This is a genomic window from Falsibacillus albus (genome assembly GCF_003668575.1).
In the GTDB taxonomy this organism is placed as follows: domain Bacteria; phylum Bacillota; class Bacilli; order Bacillales; family DSM-25281; genus Falsibacillus; species Falsibacillus albus.
Window position 1 is genome coordinate 18,006 of the sequence record NZ_RCVZ01000011.1, and the last position, 25,894, is coordinate 43,899.

Annotated in this window: 23 protein-coding genes and 3 tRNA genes; 24 read left to right on the forward strand and 2 right to left on the reverse strand. The window is 42.2% G+C overall.

Translation table 11 applies throughout. From position 1 onward, the window contains the following. Positions 1-21 precede the first annotated feature (21 nt). From rsmG to D9X91_RS15125, 5 genes are all read left to right on the forward strand, one after another. Positions 22-741, forward strand: a complete 720-nt coding sequence (gene rsmG, locus D9X91_RS15105; protein WP_121681484.1) for a 16S rRNA (guanine(527)-N(7))-methyltransferase RsmG — start codon at positions 22-24, stop codon at positions 739-741. Between the two features lie 118 nt (positions 742-859). Further along, a complete protein-coding gene (gene noc / locus D9X91_RS15110) occupies positions 860-1,726 on the forward strand; it encodes a nucleoid occlusion protein (RefSeq protein WP_121681485.1) in 867 nt (288 codons plus the stop codon). Positions 1,727-2,018: 292 nt separating this feature from the next. After that, entirely contained in the window at positions 2,019-2,780 is a 762-nt protein-coding gene (locus D9X91_RS15115) for a ParA family protein (RefSeq protein WP_121681486.1), read from the forward strand. Further along, complete coding sequence (locus D9X91_RS15120; protein ID WP_121681487.1) at positions 2,773-3,624, forward strand: ParB/RepB/Spo0J family partition protein; 852 nt, start codon at positions 2,773-2,775, stop codon at positions 3,622-3,624. Before D9X91_RS15115 ends, D9X91_RS15120 begins: the two co-directional genes overlap by 8 nt. A gap of 132 nt (positions 3,625-3,756) precedes the next feature. After that, a complete protein-coding gene (locus tag D9X91_RS15125; RefSeq protein WP_121681488.1) occupies positions 3,757-4,470 on the forward strand; it encodes a DUF554 domain-containing protein in 714 nt (237 codons plus the stop codon). Between the two features lie 126 nt (positions 4,471-4,596). Here D9X91_RS15125 and yyaC read toward each other — a convergent pair whose 3' ends face one another. Next, complete coding sequence (gene yyaC, locus D9X91_RS15130; RefSeq protein ID WP_121681489.1) at positions 4,597-5,217, reverse strand: spore protease YyaC; 621 nt, start codon at positions 5,215-5,217, stop codon at positions 4,597-4,599. A gap of 236 nt (positions 5,218-5,453) precedes the next feature. Here yyaC and D9X91_RS15135 point away from each other — a divergent pair, with 236 nt between their 5' ends. From D9X91_RS15135 to D9X91_RS15200, 14 genes are all read left to right on the forward strand, one after another. Further along, positions 5,454-6,365, forward strand: a complete 912-nt coding sequence (locus D9X91_RS15135) for a mechanosensitive ion channel family protein (protein WP_121681490.1) — start codon at positions 5,454-5,456, stop codon at positions 6,363-6,365. 11 nt (positions 6,366-6,376) lie between these two features. Further along, on the forward strand, positions 6,377-6,577 hold the full coding sequence (locus tag D9X91_RS15140; protein WP_121681491.1) for a DUF951 domain-containing protein: 201 nt from the start codon (positions 6,377-6,379) through the stop codon (positions 6,575-6,577). A 187-nt stretch (positions 6,578-6,764) separates the two neighbouring features. Then, positions 6,765-7,865 carry a redox-regulated ATPase YchF gene (gene ychF, locus D9X91_RS15145; protein WP_121681492.1) on the forward strand — a complete coding sequence of 367 codons (1,101 nt, stop codon included), beginning with the start codon at positions 6,765-6,767 and terminating at the stop codon, positions 7,863-7,865. A gap of 679 nt (positions 7,866-8,544) precedes the next feature. Continuing rightward, positions 8,545-9,063: a phosphatase PAP2 family protein gene (locus tag D9X91_RS15150; protein ID WP_121681493.1), complete on the forward strand. Its 519-nt coding sequence runs from the start codon at positions 8,545-8,547 to the stop codon at positions 9,061-9,063. A gap of 21 nt (positions 9,064-9,084) precedes the next feature. Continuing rightward, positions 9,085-10,230, forward strand: a complete 1,146-nt coding sequence (locus tag D9X91_RS15155) for a glycosyltransferase family 4 protein (protein WP_121681494.1) — start codon at positions 9,085-9,087, stop codon at positions 10,228-10,230. Positions 10,231-10,368: 138 nt separating this feature from the next. Continuing rightward, entirely contained in the window at positions 10,369-10,656 is a 288-nt protein-coding gene (rpsF, locus tag D9X91_RS15160) for a 30S ribosomal protein S6 (protein ID WP_121681495.1), read from the forward strand. 74 nt (positions 10,657-10,730) lie between these two features. Then, positions 10,731-11,264, forward strand: a complete 534-nt coding sequence (gene ssb / locus D9X91_RS15165; protein ID WP_121681496.1) for a single-stranded DNA-binding protein — start codon at positions 10,731-10,733, stop codon at positions 11,262-11,264. 42 nt (positions 11,265-11,306) lie between these two features. After that, complete coding sequence (gene rpsR / locus D9X91_RS15170) at positions 11,307-11,543, forward strand: 30S ribosomal protein S18 (protein ID WP_121681497.1); 237 nt, start codon at positions 11,307-11,309, stop codon at positions 11,541-11,543. Between the two features lie 485 nt (positions 11,544-12,028). Next, the gene (locus D9X91_RS15175; protein WP_121681498.1) at positions 12,029-14,041 is read left to right on the forward strand and encodes a methyl-accepting chemotaxis protein; all 2,013 of its coding nucleotides are present in this window, start codon (positions 12,029-12,031) and stop codon (positions 14,039-14,041) included. A gap of 179 nt (positions 14,042-14,220) precedes the next feature. Next, entirely contained in the window at positions 14,221-15,165 is a 945-nt protein-coding gene (locus D9X91_RS15180) for a YybS family protein (protein ID WP_121681499.1), read from the forward strand. A 33-nt stretch (positions 15,166-15,198) separates the two neighbouring features. Continuing rightward, the gene (locus D9X91_RS15185) at positions 15,199-17,172 is read left to right on the forward strand and encodes a DHH family phosphoesterase (protein ID WP_121681500.1); all 1,974 of its coding nucleotides are present in this window, start codon (positions 15,199-15,201) and stop codon (positions 17,170-17,172) included. Further along, entirely contained in the window at positions 17,169-17,618 is a 450-nt protein-coding gene (rplI, locus tag D9X91_RS15190; RefSeq protein WP_121681501.1) for a 50S ribosomal protein L9, read from the forward strand. Before D9X91_RS15185 ends, rplI begins: the two co-directional genes overlap by 4 nt. 160 nt (positions 17,619-17,778) lie before the next feature. Continuing rightward, a complete protein-coding gene (gene dnaB, locus D9X91_RS15195) occupies positions 17,779-19,143 on the forward strand; it encodes a replicative DNA helicase (protein ID WP_121681502.1) in 1,365 nt (454 codons plus the stop codon). A 430-nt stretch (positions 19,144-19,573) separates the two neighbouring features. After that, complete coding sequence (locus tag D9X91_RS15200) at positions 19,574-20,860, forward strand: adenylosuccinate synthase (protein ID WP_121681503.1); 1,287 nt, start codon at positions 19,574-19,576, stop codon at positions 20,858-20,860. A 474-nt stretch (positions 20,861-21,334) separates the two neighbouring features. On the opposite strand, the gene D9X91_RS15205 is transcribed toward D9X91_RS15200, so the two are convergent. Further along, a complete protein-coding gene (locus D9X91_RS15205) occupies positions 21,335-22,351 on the reverse strand; it encodes a potassium channel family protein (RefSeq protein WP_233569814.1) in 1,017 nt (338 codons plus the stop codon). Positions 22,352-22,668: 317 nt separating this feature from the next. Here D9X91_RS15205 and D9X91_RS15210 point away from each other — a divergent pair. The 5 genes from D9X91_RS15210 (at position 22,669) to yycF (ending at position 25,893) form a co-directional block, all read left to right on the forward strand. Continuing rightward, positions 22,669-22,743 (forward strand) — tRNA-Glu (locus D9X91_RS15210). 53 nt (positions 22,744-22,796) lie between these two features. After that, positions 22,797-22,873: transfer RNA gene (locus tag D9X91_RS15215), tRNA-Asp, on the forward strand. 171 nt (positions 22,874-23,044) lie between these two features. Continuing rightward, positions 23,045-23,117: transfer RNA gene (locus D9X91_RS15220), tRNA-Phe, on the forward strand. A gap of 361 nt (positions 23,118-23,478) precedes the next feature. Continuing rightward, positions 23,479-24,957 (forward strand): peptidoglycan DD-metalloendopeptidase family protein, encoded by a 1,479-nt coding sequence (locus D9X91_RS15225; RefSeq protein ID WP_121681504.1) that lies wholly within the window; start codon positions 23,479-23,481, stop codon positions 24,955-24,957. Positions 24,958-25,179: 222 nt separating this feature from the next. Continuing rightward, the gene (gene yycF / locus D9X91_RS15230; protein ID WP_199738122.1) at positions 25,180-25,893 is read left to right on the forward strand and encodes a response regulator YycF; all 714 of its coding nucleotides are present in this window, start codon (positions 25,180-25,182) and stop codon (positions 25,891-25,893) included. Position 25,894 lies beyond the last annotated feature (1 nt).

Consider the following 25,894-nt stretch of genomic DNA (forward strand, 5'->3'; position numbering starts at 1 on the left):
TAGTTAAGGAAGGATTGACCGATGAATATCGAGCAATTTACTGAGATGTTGGAGGAAAAGGGGATTTCCCTTTCCTCTCAACAGCTTTCACAGTTTGAAAAATATTATCACTTGCTTGTCGAGTGGAATGAAAAAATGAATTTAACAGCGATCACCGATAAGGAAGAAGTCTACTTAAAGCATTTTTTTGATTCCATATCAGCTGCTTTCTACGTGGATGATTTCCAAAAAGAATTACATATTTGCGATGTGGGGGCAGGAGCCGGATTTCCCAGCATCCCATTGAAAATATGCTTCCCGAACATCAAAGTGTCCATTGTCGATTCACTCAATAAGAGAATCACGTTTCTTGAAAATTTAGCGAAAGAGCTTGGGCTTGAAGGAACATATTTTTACCATGACCGGGCTGAAACATTCGGGAAAAAGGAAGAACACCGGGAAACATACGACCTCGTTACGGCCCGTGCGGTAGCCAGAATGTCGGTGTTGAGTGAGCTATGTCTGCCATTAGTGAAACCTGAAGGACATTTTATCGCCATGAAGGCCTCCAGTGCCAATGAGGAGTTGGACGCTGCTAAAAAGGCGATTCATATCCTTGGAGGAAAACTTGAAAAGGTTCATTCATTTGAGCTTCCCATTGAAAAAAGCGAAAGAAACATAATCGTTGTTCGAAAACTAAAAAACACTCCCAAAAAGTATCCTCGGAAACCTGGGACACCAAACAAAACCCCGTTGGAATAGGTGATGGGTCCTGTGAAATTGGTAAGGTGAAATGTTTGAAAATGTCATTTTGTTTGCAGGAACTTATCTAGGGATAGAGAATACTTAATAAGGGAGTTTCTTAAAGGTGGTGTAGGACATGAAGCATCCTTTCTCTCGTTTATTCGGCTTAGGCGATAAAGAAGAAGAACAACAAGAGAGAGAAGTAGAAGTAGCGGTTGATCCAGATCAAGAAGAAGTGAAGAAAATTCCCGTTTCAAAAATTGTCCCCAATCGTTTTCAACCGAGAACTGTTTTCGATGAAGAAAAAATAGAAGAATTGGCTCGTACCATTCACATACATGGCATCATTCAACCGATCGTCGTACGCGAATTCGATGAAGAACAATATGAAATTATTGCCGGGGAAAGACGTTGGCGTGCAGTCCAGACGCTGGGCTGGGAAACTGTTCCGGTTATTGTCAAAAACTTTAGTGATACAGAAACGGCCTCTGTCGCATTGATCGAAAATCTTCAGCGCGAGGAGCTTTCCCCGATCGAAGAGGCGATGGCCTACGGGAAATTGCTTGAACTGCATAACCTGACCCAGGAAGCACTGGCACAGCGGCTGGGCAAAGGTCAATCAACTGTGGCGAATAAGCTCAGGCTTCTGAAGCTTCCCCAGGAGGTTCAGGATGCGCTGCTGCAGAAAGCGTTGACTGAGCGCCATGCAAGAGCCTTGATTCCTTTGAAGGATCCTGTCAAACAGGTCCAAATCATGAATGAAATCATTGAGAAAAACCTAAACGTGAAACAGACGGAGGAACGTGTCGTCAAGCTTCTAGACAATACAGAAAAAAAACCGAAGCCAAAACGCCGTGCCTTCAGCAAGGATATGAGGATTGCCGTCAATACGATCCGTCAATCTTTGTCGATGGTATCCGATAATGGGATCTCCCTGGATTCAGAGGAAGAAGAATTCGAGGAATACTATCAGTTTACGATCAAGATTCCTAAAAAGAAATAAACATATAAAAAAAAAGCTGTCTTTTGGTGACTATCGCTGAAGGGCAGCTTTTTCATATTTAAAGGATATTATTTCAAGGCTTTTTTCAAAATCATTGAGTGGGTGCGCAAGGTTCTAGACTCCGTAGGGCTCACCTACAGAGCATCCTGCAGCGGCAATCAACAGCGCAAAAAAATAATAAAATCTGGAAATTATATTTTTTTTGGAGCAAACACCATTGTTGGGTGAATTTTTTGATAAAATAGAATACATGATTGCAATATTAATAGGAAGTTGAAGGTAGGTGACATCGTTGGGCAAAATTTTGACCATTGCCAACCAAAAAGGGGGCGTTGGCAAAACAACTACCTCTGTAAATTTGGGAGCCTGCTTAGCATACATAGGCAAAAAAGTACTATTGGTGGATATCGACCCTCAAGGAAATGCCACAAGTGGTGTAGGCATTGAAAAAGGAGACGTCCATCAGTGTATCTATGATGTGCTCGTAGATGATGCAGACGTTAAAGAAATCATTAAAACCACTGCGGTTGAAAATCTCGATTCGATTCCGGCAACCATTCAACTGGCAGGAGCAGAAATAGAGTTAGTGCCGACCATTTCCCGTGAGGTTCGCCTTAAACGATCGTTAGAGGCGGTTAAAGACGATTATGATTATATCATCATCGACTGTCCTCCATCTTTAGGACTGTTGACCATAAATGCTTTGACGGCTTCAGATGCTGTATTGATCCCGGTACAATGTGAATATTATGCATTGGAAGGATTGAGCCAGCTGCTGAATACCGTCAGACTGGTTCAAAAACATTTGAATCATGATTTGATGATCGAAGGCGTATTGTTGACGATGTTGGACGCACGGACCAATTTGGGAATCCAAGTAATTGAAGAAGTGAAAAAATACTTCCAGGATAAAGTTTATCAAACGATCATTCCCCGCAATGTAAGGTTAAGCGAAGCGCCGAGCCATGGGGAGCCGATCATTATCTACGATCCTAAATCAAGAGGTGCTGAAGTATACTTAGATCTCGCAAAGGAAGTGGTGACGAGTGGCTAAAGGTCTAGGGAAAGGCATTAATGCACTATTTACAAATGTAGATTCAAATAAGGAAGAAGTCGTTCAGGAAGTTAAAATAAAGGAGCTTCGACCAAACCCTTATCAGCCGCGCAAGATTTTTCAGCAGGAGGCAATCGATGAACTGAAAAAATCCATCATCGAGCATGGGATCCTTCAGCCGATCATTGTGCGGAAAAGCATTAAAGGATTTGAAATTGTCGTCGGGGAGAGACGTTTCCGGGCAGCTCAGGAAGCTGGACTTGAAAAAGTCCCTGTCGTTGTACGCGAGCTGACAGAACAACAGATGATGGAACTTGCCATCCTTGAGAACCTGCAGCGTGAAGATTTAACTCCGATAGAAGAGGCAATGGCATATCAAACGTTAATGGATAAGTTAAGCATCACACAAGAACAATTGGCGAAGAGACTAGGAAAAAGCCGTCCTCACATTGCCAACCACATTCGGCTGCTGTCATTGCCATCCCATATTCAAGAGCTGATTTCGGATGGGAAGATTTCAATGGGACATGGCCGTGCTTTGCTTGGACTGCGAAAGAAAGAAAAAATCAAAGTGCTTGTCGATAAAATCATCCAAGAAGGCCTGAATGTACGGCAATTGGAAAAGCTGATCCACCAATTGAATGAAAATGTTTCACGTGAAACAAATAAATCCAAGGAATCCAAAAACATTTTTATTAAAGAGCAAGAAAGCAGATTAAGGGAACGCTTCGGGACAACGGTTTCCATTAAGCAGTCGAAGAAAAAAGGAAAAATAGAAATTGAGTTTTTCTCATCAGATGATCTCGAACGGATATTGGAACTTTTAGATCAACAAAAAGCATAATGAGCAATCGTTAAAAAACTCCTGCCTCCTTCATCGGACTGAATGCGATGAAGGAGGCTCCTTTCATTTCTAAATCATGGTGAAAGTAATTATTAAAATAGCAGAATTTAATTAAAGGTGATGGAATAACACATGGTATTGCTCGGTACTCTGGTAAACGGACTAACGATCATTGTCGGAACATTGATAGGAAAGCTGCTTCATAAGATACCGGATGGTGTAAAAGGAACGGTTATGCAGGCCATCGGATTGGCTGTCATCGTTTTGGGGCTGCAAATGGGCTTTAAAAGCGAAAACTACTTAATCGTCATCATTTCTTTAGTGGTGGGGGCAGCCATTGGAGAATACTTCGGTTTGGAAGACAAATTGAACGCGCTAGGGGCTTGGCTCGAGCAAAAAATTGGATCCAAAGAAAAAGGCAGCGTATCCCAAGGCTTCGTGACGGCTACGTTGATATTCGTCATAGGGGCCATGGCTGTACTCGGGGCTTTGGACAGCGGGATCAGGCACAATCATGATGTGCTATATACGAAGTCGATCATCGATGGATTCACTTCATTGATTTTAACGACGACGTTAGGCATCGGCGTCATTTTCTCGGCGATCCCTGTCGTCCTATATGAAGGTGGCATTGCACTATTCGCGACGCAAATCGATCGAATCGTCCCTAATGCATTGATGAATAAATTTATTGTCGAAATGACATCAACTGGGGGAATCATGATTTTTGCCATCGGGCTCAATCTTTTGGGCGTGACAAAAATCCGCGTCGCCAATCTCCTGCCAGGCATCCTGGTCGTGGCAGTGATTGTGACAGGTATTTATTATTGGGAGCAGATTTTCTGACAAATCGTTTTGAAAAATAGAGTTGATCGGAGCGGAAATCAACTTTACTTGATATTGCTCAATAGCAACAAACCCTACTTAAAGAGCTTTCATTTTAAAAACATAAAAAAGAGAGGGCTCCCTGGTTTAAGGAGTCCTCTCTTCTTCATTCAGCTTCATTTGGAACCATAATTGCTTCCGTGAATATTGCTGACTCGACTGATAGATCCCTTCAGCCATCGTCCGCGCCATCTTCAGCACTAAGTTCAACCGTGTGTTCTGCAAGACAAAGAACTCCATGAATCCACTGACATTGACAATGCCGGTAATATGCATATCGCCTACCGAAGGAAGCTCTTTATTGACGCCTGCACCAGGTTTGACAGGCCCATCTCCGATTTGAATCGATCCAACACTTTTTATTCTTCCTAAACATGCATCAATCCCAATGATAAAAGGCTGATGGTGGCTTTCTTGGATCATTTGTAATTTATCCGAGAGATTGACGGCATGAATCGGGTCGTCGAGTGTCCCGTATATATGAAAGTTGGGAAGGTTCTTTTCTTCCAGAAATGTACCGACTAGTGGCCCCAATGAATCACCTGTTGACCGATCTGTCCCAATGCACGCAATCACGATCGGCTGGATGCCGGCAACAGGAAGCAGGGTAAGAATCTCAGAAGCGATATTGGCAGAAGCCTGCTCATCGTCATGCAATATTTTAATGGGATCTGTTTTACGTTCAAAGAAACCTTTTTTCAGATTCATCGGCTCCACTCCTTTGTCATCGTAGTATCAGTATACGGATAAATAAAAAGTTCTATACGTATTTAAATCCACAATTGTGAAAATTATAAATTTAGTAAAAAATGCTCATCGAAAATGTTAAATCATTCACGTTATTCTATCTATTCCCCATAAATCACTTATTTGTACCAAAAATCCGTGAATATTGTTAAAATAAACATTAAACTTTGATAAAAAAGGGCCGGCAGGTGAAAAAAATGAAAGAAAACGTAGATCAATCGATAAATAGTTGGTATAAATGGATATCTAATGAACAAATGTGGATGACTTTAGGAGGCAGGACATTAAAGATCATTGCCATCATCTTAATTTCTGCTTTGGTCATCCGCATAGGCAAGGCAGCCATCCAAAATGTGTTCAAAGTAAGGGCAAAATCACCTTTGCGTTTCACTGAACGCAGGGAAGCGACCCTGCTTAAGTTACTGGAAAACGTCCTTGTATACGTGATTTATTTTGTATCCTTCATCATGATCCTTTCCACGTTGACCATTAATGTTACTGGATTGTTGGCTGGTGCAGGGATTGTGGGACTTGCCATCGGTTTCGGTGCTCAAAACCTTGTACGGGATATTATCACTGGCTTCTTCATCATCTTTGAAGATCAATTTTCCGTGGGGGATTACGTCCGGATCGGAGGTTCTGAAGGATTTGTGGAGGAAATCGGACTGAGGACGACGAAAATAAAAAGTTGGACAGGCGAGCTGCATATTTTTCCGAATGGAAATATTTCTGAAGTTACCAACTATTCCATGCACAACAGCATCGCGGTCGTCGATGTCAGCATCGCATATGAAGAAAATATCGATGAAGCAGAAGAGGTCATTCAAGAACTCCTTGCCAAGCTGCCGCATAAATACGAAGAACTTGTGCAGCCACCTGAGCTTTTGGGTGTCCAGAATCTTGCCGCATCCGAAGTTGTGATGCGAATTGTCGCCGAAACGATCCCTGTCCGTCACTGGTATATCGCCAGAATGATTCGGAAAGAAGTGAAAATGGCGCTCGACGCTCGCGGAATTGAAATCCCATTTCCGAGAATGGTACTATATTCGCGTCAAGAGGAAAGCGAAATCAAGCATTCCTTGGAGAAGAAGAAATTAGAAGGTGAATAGGAGGAAGTCGTATGGATCAGCAAAAAGTATTCGGAATCAATGATGTGGTGGAAATGAAAAAGCCCCATCCGTGCGGTGTGAATCGCTGGAAAATCATCCGAATGGGCATGGATATTCGCATTAAGTGTGAAGGCTGCGACCATAGTGTATTGCTTCCTAGGAAAGAATTTACCCGTAAAATGAAAAAAGTTTTGGTAAAGCACGAGGAGTAATATCCCTCGTGTTTTAATTTGTTATGCTGCTTGTCTTTTTTCTATGTTATCCCTATAATTGGGAAGGGTTTATTGTTTATTTTTTTCTTATTTTAATAGTCAATGCGAGAGTTTTTTATATGTTCAATAGGGGCTTTTTGTTTATAAACAGCCTGAATAATAGAATTGTCATAGAGGAGTGACGTAAATGGCTCTTACAGCTGGAATTGTAGGGTTACCAAATGTAGGGAAATCAACTTTGTTCAACGCGATTACGAAAGCGGGTGCGGAATCTGCCAACTACCCATTCTGTACGATCGATCCGAACGTGGGAATTGTTGAGGTGCCGGATCATCGTTTGGACAAGCTGACAGAACTTGTACAGCCGAAAAAAACGGTTCCAACAACTTTTGAATTCACTGATATCGCCGGTATCGTAAAAGGTGCGAGCAAAGGTGAAGGATTGGGCAACAAGTTCTTATCACATATTCGCCAAGTGGACGCCATCTGCCAAGTGGTCCGCTGTTTTGCAGATGACAACATCACACACGTTTCCGGGAAAGTCGATCCGATTGCCGACATCGAAACCATCAACCTGGAATTGATCCTGGCTGATTTGGAATCGGTAGAAAAACGCATTGTCCGCGTACAAAAGCTGGCAAAGCAAAAAGATAAGGAAGCTTTAATCGAGCACGATATTTTAGTGAAGTTAAAAGATGCGTTTGAAAATGAAAAACCTGCGAGAGCGGTAGAATTTACAGATGAGCAAATGAAGATCGTAAAAGGGCTTCATTTGTTGACGACGAAACCAGTCCTTTATGTGGCGAATGTCGGTGAAGATGAAATTGCCGAGCCGGACAATAACGAATACGTCCAGCAAGTCCGTGAATTCGCTGAGAAGGACAATGCTGAAGTAATCGTGGTTTGTGCGAAGATCGAAGAAGAAATCGCTGAACTGGATGAAGAGGAAAAAGCAATGTTCCTTGACGAGCTTGGAATCGAAGAATCAGGCTTGGATCAGCTGATTCGCGCTGCTTACAGCTTATTGGGATTAGCGACTTATTTCACGGCAGGCGTCCAGGAAGTGCGTGCATGGACATTCCGCCGCGGTATGAAAGCACCTGAGTGTGCGGGAATCATCCATACCGACTTCGAACGGGGATTCATCCGCGCCGAAACGGTATCCTACGACGACCTGGTAGCTGGTGGAAACATGAACGCTGCAAAAGAAGCCGGCAAGGTTAGACTGGAAGGAAAAGAATACATCGTAAAAGACGGAGACGTCATCCACTTCAGATTTAACGTTTAATAGAAAAGTGGAAGCGGCTAGATCAGAGGCGAAGAGATAAGGAACAAAGGCTAAGTTCGCCACGTCGTGTGGCAACGCCTTTGCTCGTACATCCTGTACGTCGAAGATAAAGGAAACACGAAGAGCGTAAGGAATCGATAAGAGTAGAAAAGAAACACGAAAGGCGGAAGCCGAACGTGTTTCTTTTTTTATTTTGAAAAATGGAGCAGGCAGGGGTGGTGCATATTTTGTAGAAAGTTGTCGAATGGTCGATATATCTATGGAATTGGCTGATAAAATAAAAATTTGGTTGATATATTCAAAAAATCCGCTGATATATCAGGTTTCCGGCTGATATCCTAGCAAAAATGGCCGATAGCACTCCTGAAACATCACTTGCTTTCAGCACTAAAGCAAAATATCGGGCAAATGAACGTAGATATCGGTCTGAATTTCCATATATCGGTCCAATCTGGCCATTTATCGGTCCAAAAATGAATATATCGGTCAAAATCATCACAATATCGGCCAATCGACAAAAAATGATAAAATCCGCAGATGCGTCTCTGGCTCCATTCCACCCTATCCAACCCTTGCAGAACCTTCTTCCTGTTCTTTACTAATTCTTTACAAATAATTTTCATGAGCAAAATAAAGATTGATTACAATCAAGAGTAAGAATAAGAAAGGGGGATTCATGATGGATAAAACAAAATCTTGGTTGATTCAGCAGGAAATGAACTGGTTTTATTTGTTTAACCAGCGACCACAGGCCATAATCAAATTTTTTCAATTCATCACACATCTGGGTGGTGCGGTCATGACCATTTCCATCCCCTTAATTTTGTTGATTTTCGGTGAAGGGAGCATTCATGAAACAGCAAAACTTACAGCGTTTTCCTTAGCTTCAAGCCATTTGATTGTTTCGGTGATCAAGAGGATCGTCAAAAGGATCCGTCCATACGTTCAGCTGCCAGATGCCATGAATCATATCCCTCCGTTGAAAGACCATTCATTTCCTTCTGGGCATTCGACGGCGGTATTTTCGGTCGCGACACCTTTCATGCTTCAATTTCCAATGATTTCGGCTTTGCTGCTGCCGATTGCTTCCATAGTGGCCATTTCCCGGATTGTCCTCGGTGTTCATTACCCGTCCGATGTCGTGTGTGGAGTCTGTCTTGGAGTCATCTCGTCAATCGTCATGTTTGTATGGATATAAAAAATAGGGGGTTGTTTTAGGATGAGAATTGCGTTATTTTCTGATACCTTCTTTCCACAGGTAAATGGCGTAGCTCGAACGCTCAAAAGGTACTTGGATTACATGGAGAGCAAACAGATCGAATGTCAGATATTTCTCCCGACTTTTGACAGCTGTCCATCCTATCCGAATATTCACCAATTCACCAGTTATCCGTTTTTCTTTTATCCAGAATGCCGAACGGCTGTCGTCCATCCGAAGAAAATAGAAGAACGCCTATTGGCATTTGCCCCGGACTTGATCCATGTGGCGACCCCTTTGACAATGGGGCTTTATGGGGCAAGGATTGCCAAGAAAAGAGGAATTCCTTGTGTTGCATCCTACCATACCCATTTCGATCAATATCTCGAGTATTATAAGCTGACCTGGCTATCCCCCTTGATGTGGAAATACATGAAATGGTTCCATGCTCCATTTGAAAAAATATTTGTCCCCTCCCAAGAAACGCAAACCCATTTAAATGAAAAAGGATTTAATAATGTTTCCATTTGGTCCCGTGGTGTGGACAGCGAGCTTTTTCATCCACGGAAAAGGTCCATAGCCGTTAAGGAAAATTTGAATGTGAAGGATAAAATGCTGCTGTTATATGTCGGGAGGATTTCCCCAGAAAAGGATGTCGAGACATTAAAGAAAATCATCCTTACTTTCCCGGAAAAACTTCGACATAAGGTGCATTGGCTCATTGTCGGGGATGGTCCATCCAAAGCACAACTGGAAACAGATTTATTGAATGAGCCTGTAACATTTACAGGGTATTTGGAAGGGGAAGAGCTGGCAAAAGTATATGCTTCAGCGGACCTCTTTGTCTTTCCATCCGCTTCGGAAACATTCGGAAATGTCGTACTTGAAGCCATGTCATCTGGGCTTCTGGTGATTACATCCAATCGCGGAGGCGTCACGAACATTGTCAGCGATGGGCAAAATGGGTTCATGTGCAAAGAAAAAGATGAGCACGACTTCATTCGAAAAATAGAAATGTTCCTACTGAGAGAAGAGAAAGTTGAGTATTTAAGGTATTCTGCCAGAAAATATGCAGAACTTCAGTCATGGAGCGAGATTTTCGAGAAACTGGTAACGGAATTCAAAGAAGTGGTTGATATTAATCAAAAACTTAAGAGAGATGCATGATTGGCTGTTTATTTTACAAGGTTCTACTATATTGCACAATTAGCACTCTTATGCTATAATTACAACTTGTGAGTAATGAAGACATTGCTCCTTGCCCTTTTTGAAGGGCCGCATAGTCCATAAGGAGGTGACATACTGATGAGAAAGTACGAACTAATGTACATTATCCGCCCAAATGTTGATGATGAATCAAAGAAGGCAGTTGTTGAGCGTTTCGCTAACATCCTAACTTCAAATGGTGCGGAAATCATCGAGTCAAAAGATTGGGGTAAACGTCGTCTTGCGTACGAGATTAATGATTTCCGTGATGGGTTCTACCAAATCGTAAACATTAATGCTGGTACTGAAGCGGTTCAAGAATTTGACCGTCTTGCGAAGATCAGCGACGATATTATCCGTCATATCGCAGTAAGAAACGAACAATAATCGAATTTTACAATAATAAATCCTTTTAATACGTTCTTATTGAACATTATTTTTAGGGGAAGGGGTTGATTCTGATGATGAATCGTGTCGTTTTAGTGGGTCGCCTTACAAAGGATCCCGAATTGCGTTTCACTCCAAATGGGGTAGCGGTCGCGACATTCACTTTGGCTGTTAATCGTAGTTTTACGAATCAGCAAGGTGATCGGGAGGCTGACTTCATCAACTGTGTTGTATGGCGTCGTCCTGCAGAAAATGTAGCGAATTTCTTGAAAAAAGGTAGCTTAGCAGGTGTGGACGGGCGAATTCAAACCCGTAATTTTGAAGGCCAGGATGGTAAGCGAGTCTACATTACAGAAGTAGTGGCAGAGAGCGTACAGTTCCTTGAGCCGAAGAATTCTAACAGCCAAGAGCGTGGCGGCAGCTATAATGCCGGCGGTCAGCGCAGCCAAGACTATTCTTTCAATCAAAATCAGAATCAGAATCAACGCAGCAATAACAATAACAATAACAACAACAATAATAATAAAGGCTATACACGCTTGGATGAAGATCCGTTTGCAAATGACGGACAACCTATCGATATTTCAGACGATGATCTTCCATTCTAAATAGCTTTTAAAAACAAATAAAAATAAAGGAGGGAAATACTCATGGCAGGTGGACGCAGAGGCGGTCGTAAGCGTAAAAAGGTGTGTTTCTTCACATCCAACGGCATTACGCACATCGACTATAAAGATGTAGATCTTTTGAAAAAATTCATCTCTGAACGTGGAAAAATTCTTCCACGCCGTGTGACTGGCACAAGTGCAAAGTACCAACGTAAATTAACTGCTGCAGTTAAACGCGCTCGTACTATGGCATTGCTACCATACGTAACTGGTGAATAATAATTATAAATGAAAGACAGCAGAATCATTCTGCTGTCTTTTTATTTGGCATTGTTCGAAAGGTTTCGCAAGGTTGTTTTCTGCTGCAGGATACTCGCTTTCCGAGGGGTCTCACATGAAGTGAGGTCGTTCGATGTTTGCAGAGGACAAGGAATGCTTCGTGAGATGTGCCGAACTTAATCGAACATCCGCCTTATATCTCCTCGGCCTAGCCTGAGGGGTCTCCTTGTCTCCCTGTCTCGAACCTTCTTCTCCAATCCAATCAACATCAAATAGTGTTTTACTAAAAAAACAACTTTTTGAGATTGACTTTTGCTATGTTCCCCCTTTCATCAAAACCCCATTGCTCTTTTGGAATAAATTACATATTACCTACTTCTATATGCTTATTTTTAATCCTAATATACGTAAATATGTTAAAAATTTCTTATCATTGTCGACATAGTAAGGAGGTACTTAATAAATTTTAGGGGGATTTTGCACACATGTTTCGCAGCATCAAAACAAAATTAATCATAACTATTACTACGCTTTTTATTTTTTCATTTGTAATCATGATATCAATTGCTGGGTGGCAAATTAATACGAAAACAGAAGATAATGTTATTATACAAGCAAATGGTATTGTGCAAGTTTTGAATAATTCAACAGAAACATTTTTGAATGAATATCAAAGAAGTGTTGAACAAATAGCATCTTCTCCCACTATTCAAGACTACAGCAAAGGCATGCTTGCTGAAAAACGCAATAAAGATGCTCTTTCAAGTCTACATAACCAAATTGATGATTTTCTTACGAAATATGTCAAAACTTATGATGATGTTTCTTCTATCTATTTAGCATCTCCGACTAAAGAGCTTCAGATTGTCCCACATGTCGATTTACCGAAAGATTTCGACCCGACATCAAGGCCATGGTATCAAGACGCCCTGAAATCTCCGGGTACAGTGACTTGGAGCGAACCTTATATGGATCAGGCGACAAAAGAGTATGTAATCACTGCCTCGGTGGCAGTGATGGATGGAGAACAGGTATTGGGTGTTGTTGGATCGGACATCAAATTGTCTGACTTAACATCCAAAATGAAAAAGCTGGATGTTGGCTATGATGGATATCCGTTTATGATGACCAACAAAGGAACAGCCATCGTACACCCCACTGAACAAGGAAAAGACCTTTCCAAACAACCTTTCATAAAAAATATGCTTAAAAGCAATAAAAAAACGGGGACGATTGAATACAAGTTGGATGGTGAAGGAAAAATCCTGGTTTATAACACTGTACCATCCACTAGTTGGAAAATAGGTGCATCTTATAAGAAAAAGAATTTATTGGAATTGGCTGCAGATGTTCAAAAAATGCTGATTATCATGGGTATAATCATTGTCATACTCGCCATCTTTATTTTGACTTTTATATCAATGCGAATTACGAAACCGATAGAGATTTTGAAGAATCAGTTAAATTTGGTGGCGAAGGGGGATTTAACCGGAGAAGTGCCGGTTACCTCAAAGGATGAAATGGGAGAGCTTTCGAAGAATTTCAACCAAATGATCCACAGTATGAGAGAAATGATTGCCCTTTTAACACGTTCGGTTTCAGGAGTACGAGAGTCCTCTGAAGAGTTAAGCGCTGTTTCGGAAGAGACCAATGCTTCAAGTGAACAAATTGCCTTTGCCGTAAACGAAATCGCCTCTGGAGCTTCAAAGTCTGCTCAAGATGCAGAGTCTGCAAGTTTAAAATCAGGTGAATTGAGTGATCAAATTAATTCCATTCATAGTAAAGCAACGACCTTGGCAGCAATTGCCCAACAAGCAGAAACGGCCAACAAAAAAGGAAGCGAACAAATTCATCAACTGAACGATGCGTATGACCGTTCACAGGAATTTATGGAATCGATGGAACAAGTGATCACTGATCTTGGGCAAAAGGTAGAGAAAATTGGGGTGGTCATGGAGACGATTACGGATGTGTCCTCTCAAACTAATCTTTTGGCGTTAAATGCGAGCATTGAAGCTGCAAGGGCAGGGGAACACGGTAAAGGATTTGCCGTTGTGGCCGAGGAAGTGAGGAAACTTGCGGAACAATCCTTTGAAGCGACAAATGATGTCCAGCATACGATTGCAGATATTCAAGAAGGTTCCCGAAAAGCGGTCGAGTCGATGCTTCAGACTAAGGAGATCGCCAAACACCAAACTGAAGCTGTGAAACTGACAGATCAAACTTTTGAACAACTAGCTTCATTTATTAAAAAAATGGAACAATCCATTCTTAAGGTCTATGCAGATGTTGAAGATGTCACGAAAAGCAAAGAAGAAGTTGTAGAAGTCATTCAAAATATGGCGGCACTTGCTGAGCAAACCGCAGCGGCCTGCCAGGAAGTTAGTGCATCGACAGATGAACAGCTGAGAGCCATCCAAACTGTTTCGGAATCAGCTGAACAATTGACATCCTTAAGTCAGGAACTGCAAGGTGTAGTTAAGAAGTTTGAAATTTAATAATGATTTAATAATGAATATAAAAGACTGTCCCCAGTGTATTTTTCCTGAGGACAGTCTTTTATGTCTATCTGAATTAAAGTATTTTCATTTTTAGGGTAAAATAATAGCGGAAAGTTGAACAGAGTTTCATAAGGGGCTAAAATAAGAGGGACCCTGTAATAGATAGGAGGCAAGTTGTGAATAACGCACGAAGTTTAACGCAAGGTGCATTGATGCTTTCTATATATCTGGTGTTATTGCTCATCACCATTTATATTCCCGTGCTATCGATCATCGCCAATTTATTTTTGGTGCTGCCATTTTTGTTGTACAGTGCTAAATTTCCGATAAAAAAATCCATTCTTTTATTCTTCAGTTCCATTATTTTGACCGCGGTTGTAGGGACCATCGTATCGATTCCGTTGACCATCCTATATGGGGCGACTGGATTGGCCATGGGGATCTGCATCAATTTGCACAAAAGCAAAGTCTATACATATATCGTTTCCAGTTTTGTTTTTTTAGCATCACTGCTGATTGAATATATAGGTGCTTCTGTATTTTTTAATATGAATTTCATTGATGATTTCTTAAAAATGACTCGAAAATCATTTCAACAGTCCGTGGATTTAATGAGCAAACTCGGGCAGCCCGTCGATTCGAGGCTTCTTGATAGTTTCGATACGATGATCTCCCTGGTAAAGATCTTAATGCCATCATTGCTTGTATCAACAAGTTTTATCTTGGTGTTCATTTTCATACAGATTAATTTTCCCATTGCCAGAAGGTTTAAAATCGATGTGCCTGCATTCCGTCCTTTCAGACAAATGCAACTACCGAAAAGCTTATTGTGGTATTATTTAATTACGGTAATTTTCACACTGACTTTAGGTAAATTGAATGGGAATTTTGTCAACACGGCCCTGTTAAATATAGCTTTTATGCTGCAGTTTCTAATGCTGCTCCAAGGAATTTCCTTAGTATTGTTCATAAGCCATTCCAGAAACATACCGAAGCCAGTGCCCATTGCTGGACTTATCATCATTGCCATTTTATTTTTCCCTGCCTTATATATGGTCAGCGTTTTAGGGGTTTTAGACTTAGGGTTTAATATCAGGCAACGTTTTCAACAAAAACCATAATGGCGTATATTTCAAGTTTTAGGAGCTGAAATCATGCCTTCATATTTAAAAAAGCGGATGATCCGATACCCGCTGTACGGCTTGATGGCCGTGTCTCTAGTGTTAATAGGCATTCTCGTATTTTATAATTGGTGGCTCAGTATCATTGGAGTCACTGTTTTTGGCGCATTGTTTTATTTTTTCTTTTTCTTGGAGCAAAAGTCCCATGATGCGACGGAGGAATACATATCCACGTTGTCCTACCGCGTAAAGCGCGTCGGGGAAGAAGCGCTGATGGAAATGCCGATCGGGATCATGCTTTTCAATGATGATTATTATATTGAATGGACAAATCCATTTTTGGCATCCTGTTTAAACGAGGATACTCTGGTGGGCCGTTCCTTATACGATGTGGCGGAATTGCTCGTGCCGCTGATCAAGCAGGAAGTCAATACCGAAGTCGTCATGATCAACGAACGGAAATATCGCGTCATCTTGAAGCTGGAAGAACGGCTATTGTACTTTTTCGATGTGACCGAACAAACGGAAATTGAGAAGAAGTATGAAGAAGAACGAACGGTATTGTCGATTATTTTTCTTGATAATTACGACGACCTGACTCAGGGCATGGATGATCAGACGAGAAGCAGTCTGAACAGCATGGTGACTGCCACGTTGAATAAATGGGCAAACGAATATGGCGTCTTTTTAAAGCGTGTCTCATCAGAGCGTTTCATAGGCGTTTTTAACGAAAAAATTCTACATGTATTGGAAAAAGATAAATTCTCCATCTTGGATGAAGTGCGCGAAATCACATCCAAACAAAATGTCCCCCTTACCTTAAGTATCGGGGTGGGTGCAAATGTATCTTCGCTTCCAGAGCTCGGTGCACTGGCCCAGTCGAGCCTTGACCTGGCGCTTGGAAGGGGAGGGGATCAGGTCGCCATTAAACAGACAAATGGAAAAGTGAAGTTTTACGGCGGCAAGACGAATCCGATGGAAAAACGGACAAGAGTAAGGGCCCGCGTCATTTCCCTGGCATTGAAAGAGTTGATCCTCGAAAGCGACAAAGTGATTGTCATGGGTCATAAGCATCCTGATATGGACGCTATTGGTGCGGCCGTCGGAATTCAAAAAGTGGCCAAAATGAATCAGCGTGAAGGCTATGTCGTCTTGGATTTCACGGATATCGATACGGGTGTGAAAAGGATGCTGAAGGAAATGAAGCAGCATCCGGAACTATATTCTAGGTTCATTACACCTGAAGAGGCGATGGAAATGGCGACAGAGGATACGCTGCTGGTCGTCGTGGATACACATAAGCCTTCGCTTGTCATAGAAGAAAGGCTATTGAATAAGGTGGAAAACAAGGTAGTAATCGACCATCACCGCCGCGGGGAAGACTTCATTAAAAATCCTCTCCTCGTTTATATGGAGCCATATGCTTCATCGACTTCCGAGCTGGTGACGGAGCTCCTTGAATATCAGCCTAAGAATGAAAAGATCAATATGCTTGAATCGACCGCATTGTTGGCTGGTATAATTGTAGATACGAAAAGCTTCACGCTGAGAACGGGCTCGAGGACGTTTGATGCTGCTTCTTACCTTAGATCCCAAGGTGCTGATACCGTGCTGGTCCAGAAGTTCTTGAAGGAGGACGTGGACACGTATATCAAGCGCTCAAAATTAATAGAGTCCGTTGAGTTTGTTCATGACGGAATTGCGATAGCAAAAGGAGCAGACGATGTCATCTATGATCCCGTGCTCATCGCCCAAGCCGCCGATACCCTGCTTACCATGGATGAAGTCCTGGCATCGTTCGTCATTTCCAAGCGTGAGGAAGATGTCGTGGGGATCAGTGCCAGATCCCTTGGCGATATCAATGTTCAGGTGATCATGGAAGGGCTCAATGGCGGTGGACATTTGACAAATGCCGCCACTCAGCTTAGCGGAGTGTCCGTTATGGAAGCGGAAGAGAGACTTAGAGAAGTCATAGAAGATTATTTGGAAGGGAGAAATAATTCATGAAAGTGATTTTCTTGCAAGATGTAAAGGGTAAAGGGAAAAAAGGGGAATTGAAAAACGTAGCAGATGGCTATGCCCATAACTTCCTTATAAAAAATAATTTGGCAGTGGAAGCAACGTCAGGCAACCAAAAAGCATTGGAAGCCCAAAAAAATAAAGAGAAAAAAATGGCTGCCGAAGAGCTGGAAGATGCAAAAAAATTAAAAGAACAGCTGGAAAAGCTGACAGTTGAATTAAAGGCAAAATCAGGAGAAGGCGGTCGTTTGTTTGGTTCAATCACAAGCAAACAAATTGCCGAAGCCATGAAAAAAGTTCATGGAATCAAGCTGGATAAAAGGAAAATCGAGATGGACGATGCCATCCGTACATTAGGATTTACAAAAGTTCCAGTGAAGCTTCATACAGATGTGACGGCAACCCTTACAGTTTCTGTCAAAGAAGAAAACTAATTTTTCCAATCTCACGGACCGAACTTCATGATACAATAGAATAAGAAAAAAATGTGATCAGGTAGGAATTAGACAGTCGGCTGGCCAAGCCATTTACTTGATCACATTTTTTATGCATTTTAAACATGAATCCCTTCTAAATAAGGAGGTTTTAATAAATATGAGCGATTTATTCACAGATCGAATTCCGCCTCAGAACGTGGAAGCTGAACAGGCGGTCCTTGGTGCGATTTTCATGGAGCCTTCTTCGCTGACAATGGCGTCAGAAATTCTCATACCGGAAGATTTTTATCGCAGCTCGCATCAAAAAATCTTCAACGTCATACTGAAGCTGAGTGACGAAGGAAAAGCGATCGACTTAATTACGGTGACGGAGGAATTGGCCGCCGTCAAGGAATTGGAAGATGTAGGCGGTGTTTCGTATTTAAGCGAACTCGCAGCTTCTGTACCAACTGCAGCGAATATCGAATATTATGCAAGAATCGTAGAAGAAAAATCGCTTCTTCGCAGACTGATTCGCACTGCCACCACCATTGCCCAGGATGGTTATGGACGCGAGGATGAAGTCGAGGCCCTGCTAAGCGAGGCCGAGAAAAGCATCATGGAAGTCGCCCAAAGGAAAAATGCAGGGGCATTCCATAACATTAAAGATGTACTGGTGCGGACATACGATAATATCGAACTGCTTCACAATAGAAAAGGTGATGTAACGGGAATTGCTACAGGGTTTGCTGAATTGGATCATATGACGGCAGGTTTCCAGCGCAACGACCTGATCATCGTCGCTGCCCGTCCATCGGTTGGTAAAACAGCCTTTGCCTTGAATATAGCCCAGAATGTCGCCACGAAAACAGGTGAAAACGTTGCCATCTTCAGTTTGGAGATGGGAGCCGAGCAGCTCGTCATGCGTATGCTTTGTGCAGAAGGCAACATCAATGCTCAAAACCTGCGTACAGGTTCCTTGACCGATGAAGACTGGCGCAAACTGACAATGGCCATGGGGAGCCTATCGAATGCCGGGATTTTCATCGATGACACACCAGGGATCAGAATTACGGAAATCCGTTCAAAATGCAGGCGATTGAAGCAAGAACACGGCCTTGGAATGATCCTGATCGATTATTTGCAATTGATCCAGGGCAGCGGAAGGTCAAAGGAAAACAGGCAGCAGGAGGTTTCTGAAATATCCAGATCCTTGAAGGAACTCGCACGTGAACTTCAGGTGCCGGTCATCGCCCTATCACAGCTCTCCCGTGGTGTGGAGCAGCGTCAGGACAAGCGGCCGATGATGTCCGATATTCGTGAATCAGGGAGTATCGAGCAGGATGCCGACATCGTTGCCTTCCTTTATCGTGAGGATTACTATGAAAAAGAAACAGAGAATAAAAACATCATTGAAATCATCATCGCCAAGCAGCGTAACGGACCTGTCGGCACGGTTTCCTTGGCGTTTGTAAAAGAATACAATAAGTTCGTCAATCTTGAACGACGCTTTGATGATGCTTCAGTCCCGCCTGGAGCTTAGATGATCAAAGGGCTGTCCATCGGGTTTCAGCTTCTCCAATTTATCGTATGAAAAATTCGTTTTTTGCGATTCTAAAAGTATGGAGAGGATGTACTCATTGGACAGTCCTTTTTGTTTTTAACAGTTTTTTAAATCAAACCATGAATATTGAAATCAACCGTATTCTGTTTTTAAGAACTAACGGCAAAATAAAACACTTAACATCCAACTTGCAATAGAGATTGGTATTTCTTCACGGTGGTCCTTTATCCCCCAATACTTTGGCCTGTTACAAAAAAGTCGTTTAAATAACGAATGAATTACGAACGAAATTTTATCAATATCACAAAAATGTTCGTGTTTTGATTGACTTACGTATGTCTACACTGTTAAAATGAGGTTGTTTGATAAAAGAGAGCTACATAAGTAGTTCAAGCGGAGGTGCTTCATATTGTCTTCAGTAGTAGTTGTTGGAACTCAATGGGGAGATGAAGGAAAGGGGAAAATCACTGATTTTCTTTCAGAAAACGCAGAGGTGATATCCCGTTATCAAGGTGGAAATAACGCAGGACATACAATTAAATTCAACGGTGTAACGTATAAACTACATTTAATTCCTTCCGGCATTTTTTATAAAGATAAAACTTCAGTCATCGGCAACGGAATGGTCGTTGACCCAAAGGCGCTTGTACAAGAACTAAAGTATTTGCATGATAAAGGAGTATCAACAGATAACCTGCGCATCAGCAACCGTGCGCACGTGATCCTTCCATATCACTTGAAATTGGATGAAGTGGAAGAGGAAAGAAAAGGCGTCAACAAAATCGGTACAACCAAAAAGGGAATCGGTCCTGCATACATGGATAAAGCAGCAAGGAACGGCATCCGCATCGCCGATTTGCTTGACCGACAATCATTCGAAGAGAAATTGGCACGCAACCTGGAAGAAAAGAATCGTCTTCTGGAGCGTTTCTATGAAACAGAAGGGTTCACGATCGAAGAAATTTTGGACGAATATTATGAGTATGGACAGCAAATTGCGAAATATGTTTGCGACACTTCCGTTGTGCTGAATGATGCACTTGATGAAGGCCGCCGCGTATTATTCGAAGGTGCCCAAGGGGTCATGCTTGATATCGATCAAGGAACCTACCCATTCGTCACATCATCCAATCCGGTCGCCGGCGGCGTCACAATCGGTTCCGGAGTAGGTCCAACGAAAATCAATCATGTCGTAGGTGTCTCAAAAGCGTATACCACACGTGTAGGAGATGGCCCATTCCCAACGGAGCTTACTGATGAAATCGGCCATCAAATCCGTGAAGTGGGCCGTGAATACGGTACGACAACTGGCCGTCCGCGCCGTGTCGGCTGGTTCGATAGCGTCGTCGTTCGCCATGCTCGCCGAGTAAGCGGGCTGACTGACCTATCATTGAACTCCATCGATGTACTTACAGGCATTGAAACATTGAAAATATGCGTTGCATATCAATACAAAGGCAAAGTTATGGAAGAGTTTCCTGCCAACCTGAATATCCTTGCAGAATGTGAACCTGTTTATGAAGAGCTTCCAGGCTGGACTGAAGACATCACCGGTTGCAAAACTCTCAGTGAACTGCCTGACAATGCGAGACATTATCTTGAACGCGTATCTCAGCTTACGGGAATCCCATTGTCCATCTTCTCGGTCGGACCGGACAGATCCCAGACAAACGTCGTACAAAGCGTCTGGAGATAACGAAAGTGAAAGCGGCTTGATTAGAGGCGAAGCAGACTGGACCGAATCGAGTGAGATAAAGGAATCACGAAAGTCCATAGACTTTCGATGATGACTTTTCGTAGACGAGATGAGGGAAGTAAGCGAGCCTCTAGCCGTTGGAACTGGAAGATAACGAAAGTGAAAGCGGCTTGATTATAAAAAAGGAATGTTCATCGCGAACATTCCTTTTTTATTTTAGGCATTTCCAAAGGCAGCCTCTCGGGTGAATAGGGCCCGTTTTGGAATAAAGGTGCATGTAACGGTAGCAAAAGTGGGCTGTTAGCGCCGGTTTGTGGAGCATCGGACGGAAAACGGGAGTAGATCCGCGTTATTTACGCCCGTTTAAGGAGAACTCGCCAAACGGGGGCAAGTAGAGCCTGGGCTTCCATCCACCGCCCTGCAAACACTCTGAGCGGAAACTCCATCTTTTCAATTTTGTTTCTACATCCGCATTTATAAAGTGCTATAAATCTCATCGCTGCAGACAATGTAAAGGGTATCCGTGGATTTTAATTTTTTGGACTTAGCATCCTTGAAATCCATTTCATCGTTGATGGCAATCAAGACCGCCCCTTTGTCAAACAGCGCCAAATGAGCGTCCCTGTATGTCGACCATTGGGAAGATGGCTTGAGGACATGGATATTGTTCCCGTATCGCTTGCTCAGAAGCTGCCTGAATAATTGCGTAGTGCCAGGCTGCAGTGTGGCTTTTGCGATTAATAGTGATACCGAATCGTTTGAGAGTACGAAATCATCCACGCGGATATGTCGAAATTTAGAGATATGGCTTTCTTCGCAAATTTCTACAATGGTATGTATTTCATTTTCTGTCTGTTCCGATAAGGACTCGACTGCAGATGCAATGAGCAGCGTCTTGCCATCTGCCAAAATGGGATCTGTGATGGAGGAGTCCGCAAAAATAGCAACCCTTTTGGATTCCAGAATATTGGCTTTTAGCAGTATTTCCTCCTCTGAAGGATCGCCTTGGATATAATGTACCTGATTATGCATATAAGGACAGTTGGGAAGTGTATCGATTAAAACGATTTCCGCTTCAGGATTATGGACGAGTACTTCCCTGATGGCATTCTCAGTCTTAGCGGAATAGCCGATATAAATATAATGTTCTTTGTTTTTATACATGAGCATCCCCTCTGTTTTCAACTTGTTATACGTAGTGATGGAGTCGACGGTTTTGCTGATCAGGACGCCGATTATCCCGATTCCAAAAATGAAAAGGAATATCCCCAGCAAACGACCCAGTATCGTTGTAGGATAATAATCTCCGTAGCCTACCGTGGTGACAGTGGTCATCGTCCACCAAAATCCATCAAAAAGACTTGGAAACTTTTCCGGCTCCAGGTAACAAATCCCGAAGGTTCCCACCAATACGATGATCACCGACATAAACATGATAAATCCAAACTCCATCTTGCGGATGTGTTTCCATAAATGTAAAAAGATAGTCATCCTCTATCCTCCTGATGTTTTTCTCTATGGTAACATGGGAAATGGGAATCATTCTATTATTGGAGATCTCTTGTCGAATGACCCTAACCGTGAAATAGTAGGACAGAAATAACCGCATAATATTTTATTAAGTGTAGAAACAAGGCTATGATTAATATTACCGATTTTTCAGAAAAGACTCTTTTTTTGAGAAGAGTAAGAAATTTGACGAAAAGTGTTGCCTTATGTCAAATTTCTATGATATTATAATTTTCGTTGTCACAATAAAAACAAATAGATTACAAAAATGACAGTCTTCAAGACGTTCCTATATAAAAGGCCCGTTGGTCAAGCGGTTAAGACACCGCCCTTTCACGGCGGTAACACGGGTTCGAATCCCGTACGGGTCACCACTTATTTTTGCTAACGCATAATAATGAAATTTATTTTGCTTCGCAAAAAAATTGGTCCGGTAGTTCAGTTGGTTAGAATGCCTGCCTGTCACGCAGGAGGTCGCGGGTTCGAGTCCCGTCCGGACCGCCACTTTTTCACAAAGTAAAAGCAAGTACCATTAAAGATTGAAAGGTTTAGGATAGGCAAGAAGTTCGAGGAAGCGAACGAGCGAAAGCCGGAGCGTGCTTAAGGCACGTGAGGACTTGAGTGAGTGAAGCTGACAAAGAAATTCGCCGCCTAGCGTAAACCGTAAACCATTATGGCTCGGTAGCTCAGTCGGTAGAGCAATGGACTGAAAATCCATGTGTCGGCGGTTCGATTCCGTCCCGAGCCATCACCAAAAAGCACTGCGATGACCACGACTCTCGCAGTGCTTTTTTATTTTGTCATAAATTTGTAATGTTTCGAACCAAGCTGATCTGTTATAAAAGGGAGATATAGTAGGTTAAAGTACCTATTCATTAGTGTTATCCCTGTTCATGGCGGCGTCGGATGATACCTTTTAAAGATGAGAATCGTGTCATAAAATGTCAGTATTTATACAATTATATTACAATATGACGACGAAGGACCTATTGATTTTAAATTGTGTTAGAGTATAGAAGTGTCAAATTGTGAGAATATTTACTTTTAGGCAAGAAGTACCAAATGTTTGTTTGTCGACTTGTGTTGCCTTGTTTTAGGGAGGAAAAGCAATGAATTGGAGACAGAAATTGTCTAACGTATCATCCAATTTTCCAAAACTGAATATAAACTTATCTACTAATCTTATAAAAAAAGCTGCCATTACGGCACTTGTCGTTTCTGCCTTCTCCATTCACTCGGTGTCTGCCAACGATGACAAATCTGAGTTGGATAAGGTGTACCATGTATATATTAAAGATCAATACATAGGAACAGTATCAGATAAGTCCATCATTGAAAAAATCATAGATGAAAAAGAAAAAATCGGCGAGAATGAGTTTTCCAACTATAAAATCGAAGTTGGAGATGATTTAAAATTCATACCGGAGCAAGTATTCCAATCCACGGCAAACGATGATGCGGCAGTTCAAAAGGTAAGAAGCCAATTGGATGTTGAAGCAGATGCTACGGCCATTTCGATTGACGGTAAACCTGCTGTGTATGTAAAGGATCATGATGCAGCAGAACAGGTCATGAAAAAGCTTGAACTTTCATATGCCACTCAAGATGAACTAGATCAATATGAAGCGAATAAAGATTCTATTGATTCTTTACCCCCATTGAAGGATGATGAAACACGTTTAGTGGATATGAGTCTGAAAGAACATATTTCAACTGATGAGACGTCCGTTGAACCAGGAAAGATTTTAACGGCTGACGAGGCTGTGAAATATCTTCAAAAAGGAACGCTGGAAGAGAAGAAATATAAGGTTGAAGAAGGGGATGTACTTGGCGGGATTGCTTCTGCACACAACCTTACATCCGACCAATTGATCAACCTGAACCCAGGCCTCAAAGAAGATTCGGTTCTTCACATCGGCGAGGAGTTGAATGTAACCGTACATGAACCGCTTCTGCACGTCATCATGAAAAGGGAAGTTCATAAGGTCGAGTCCGTTCCTTTCGAAAAAGAGGTTGTGGAAGACGATTCCATGTATAAAGGTGATACAAAAGTCATCCAAGAAGGTGAAGATGGAAAGAGTGCGTTCACATACACCATCGCTGAAGAAAATGGCAGGAGAATCATGAAAGACGTCAAAGATGAAAAAGTGATGAAAAAACCTGTCAAATATATCGTCCATAAAGGGACGAAAGTAGTGCCTTCCCGTGGTACCGGCAAGTTTGCATGGCCAGCGGTAGGCGGCTACATCTCAAGTAAAATGGGAATGCGCTGGGGCAAGATGCATAAGGGAATCGACATTGCTAGACCAAGCGACCGTACGATCAAGGCTGCAGACAATGGGGTTGTCGTTTCTGCAGGGAACAGCCATGACGGCTACGGAAATAAAGTCGTCATCAATCATAAAAACGGTTATCAAACCCTTTATGCTCATATGAACTCCCTTTCTGTAAGCTCAGGGGAAACAGTTCCTAAAGGTACAAAAATCGGAGTAATGGGCCAAACAGGAGATGCAACGGGCGTTCATTTACATTTCGAGGTACGCCACAATGGCAAATTGATCGACCCATTGACTAAAATTCATAAATAAAGTAAGAGGCTGTCCAATGAACAGAGTGCCTGGCACTATTGGGGCAGCCTCATTTTTTCTATATTCGACGAGTTTCGATGAATTATTTCCCCGGAAAAAATGTGATCAATGAGTGAAAAGATGATTTCAAAGCAAGAAAATGATAAATTAAAGGGGAAAGGTCAAAATTAAGAAATAACCGCAAATATTCGATAGATGACTGAATAATAAAGGAGATCTAATATGATGGATAAAAAAATATTAGTTGTTGATGATGAAAAGCCGATTGCAGATATTCTGCAGTTCAATTTAAAAAAGGAAGGCTATGAAGTTTACTGTGCCTATGATGGCGATGAAGCGGTGAAGATGGCAGAGGAATTTAAGCCTGATTTAATCTTGCTCGATATCATGCTTCCGAACCGCGATGGGATGGAAGTTTGCCGTGAAGTCCGCAAAAAATATGAAATGCCGATTATTATGCTGACAGCCAAAGATTCTGAGATCGATAAAGTATTGGGGTTGGAGCTCGGTGCGGATGACTATGTAACGAAGCCATTCAGTACACGCGAATTGATTGCACGTGTAAAGGCAAACCTCAGAAGGCATCAACACATTGCGAACCAGGTGGATGAAGAGGATGAAAACAATGAAATTGCCATCGGATCTCTTACGATTCATCCAGATGCTTATGTCGTTTCGAAACGCGGGGAGACGATTGAGTTGACCCATCGTGAATTCGAGCTCCTTCATTATTTGGCGAAACATATCGGACAAGTCATGACCAGGGAACACCTCCTTCAGACCGTGTGGGGATATGATTATTATGGCGATGTTCGGACAGTCGATGTAACGGTCAGAAGGCTCAGAGAAAAAATTGAAGATAATCCAAGTCATCCAACTTGGATTGTGACACGCCGAGGAGTAGGTTATTACCTGCGCAATCCAGAACAGGAGTAAT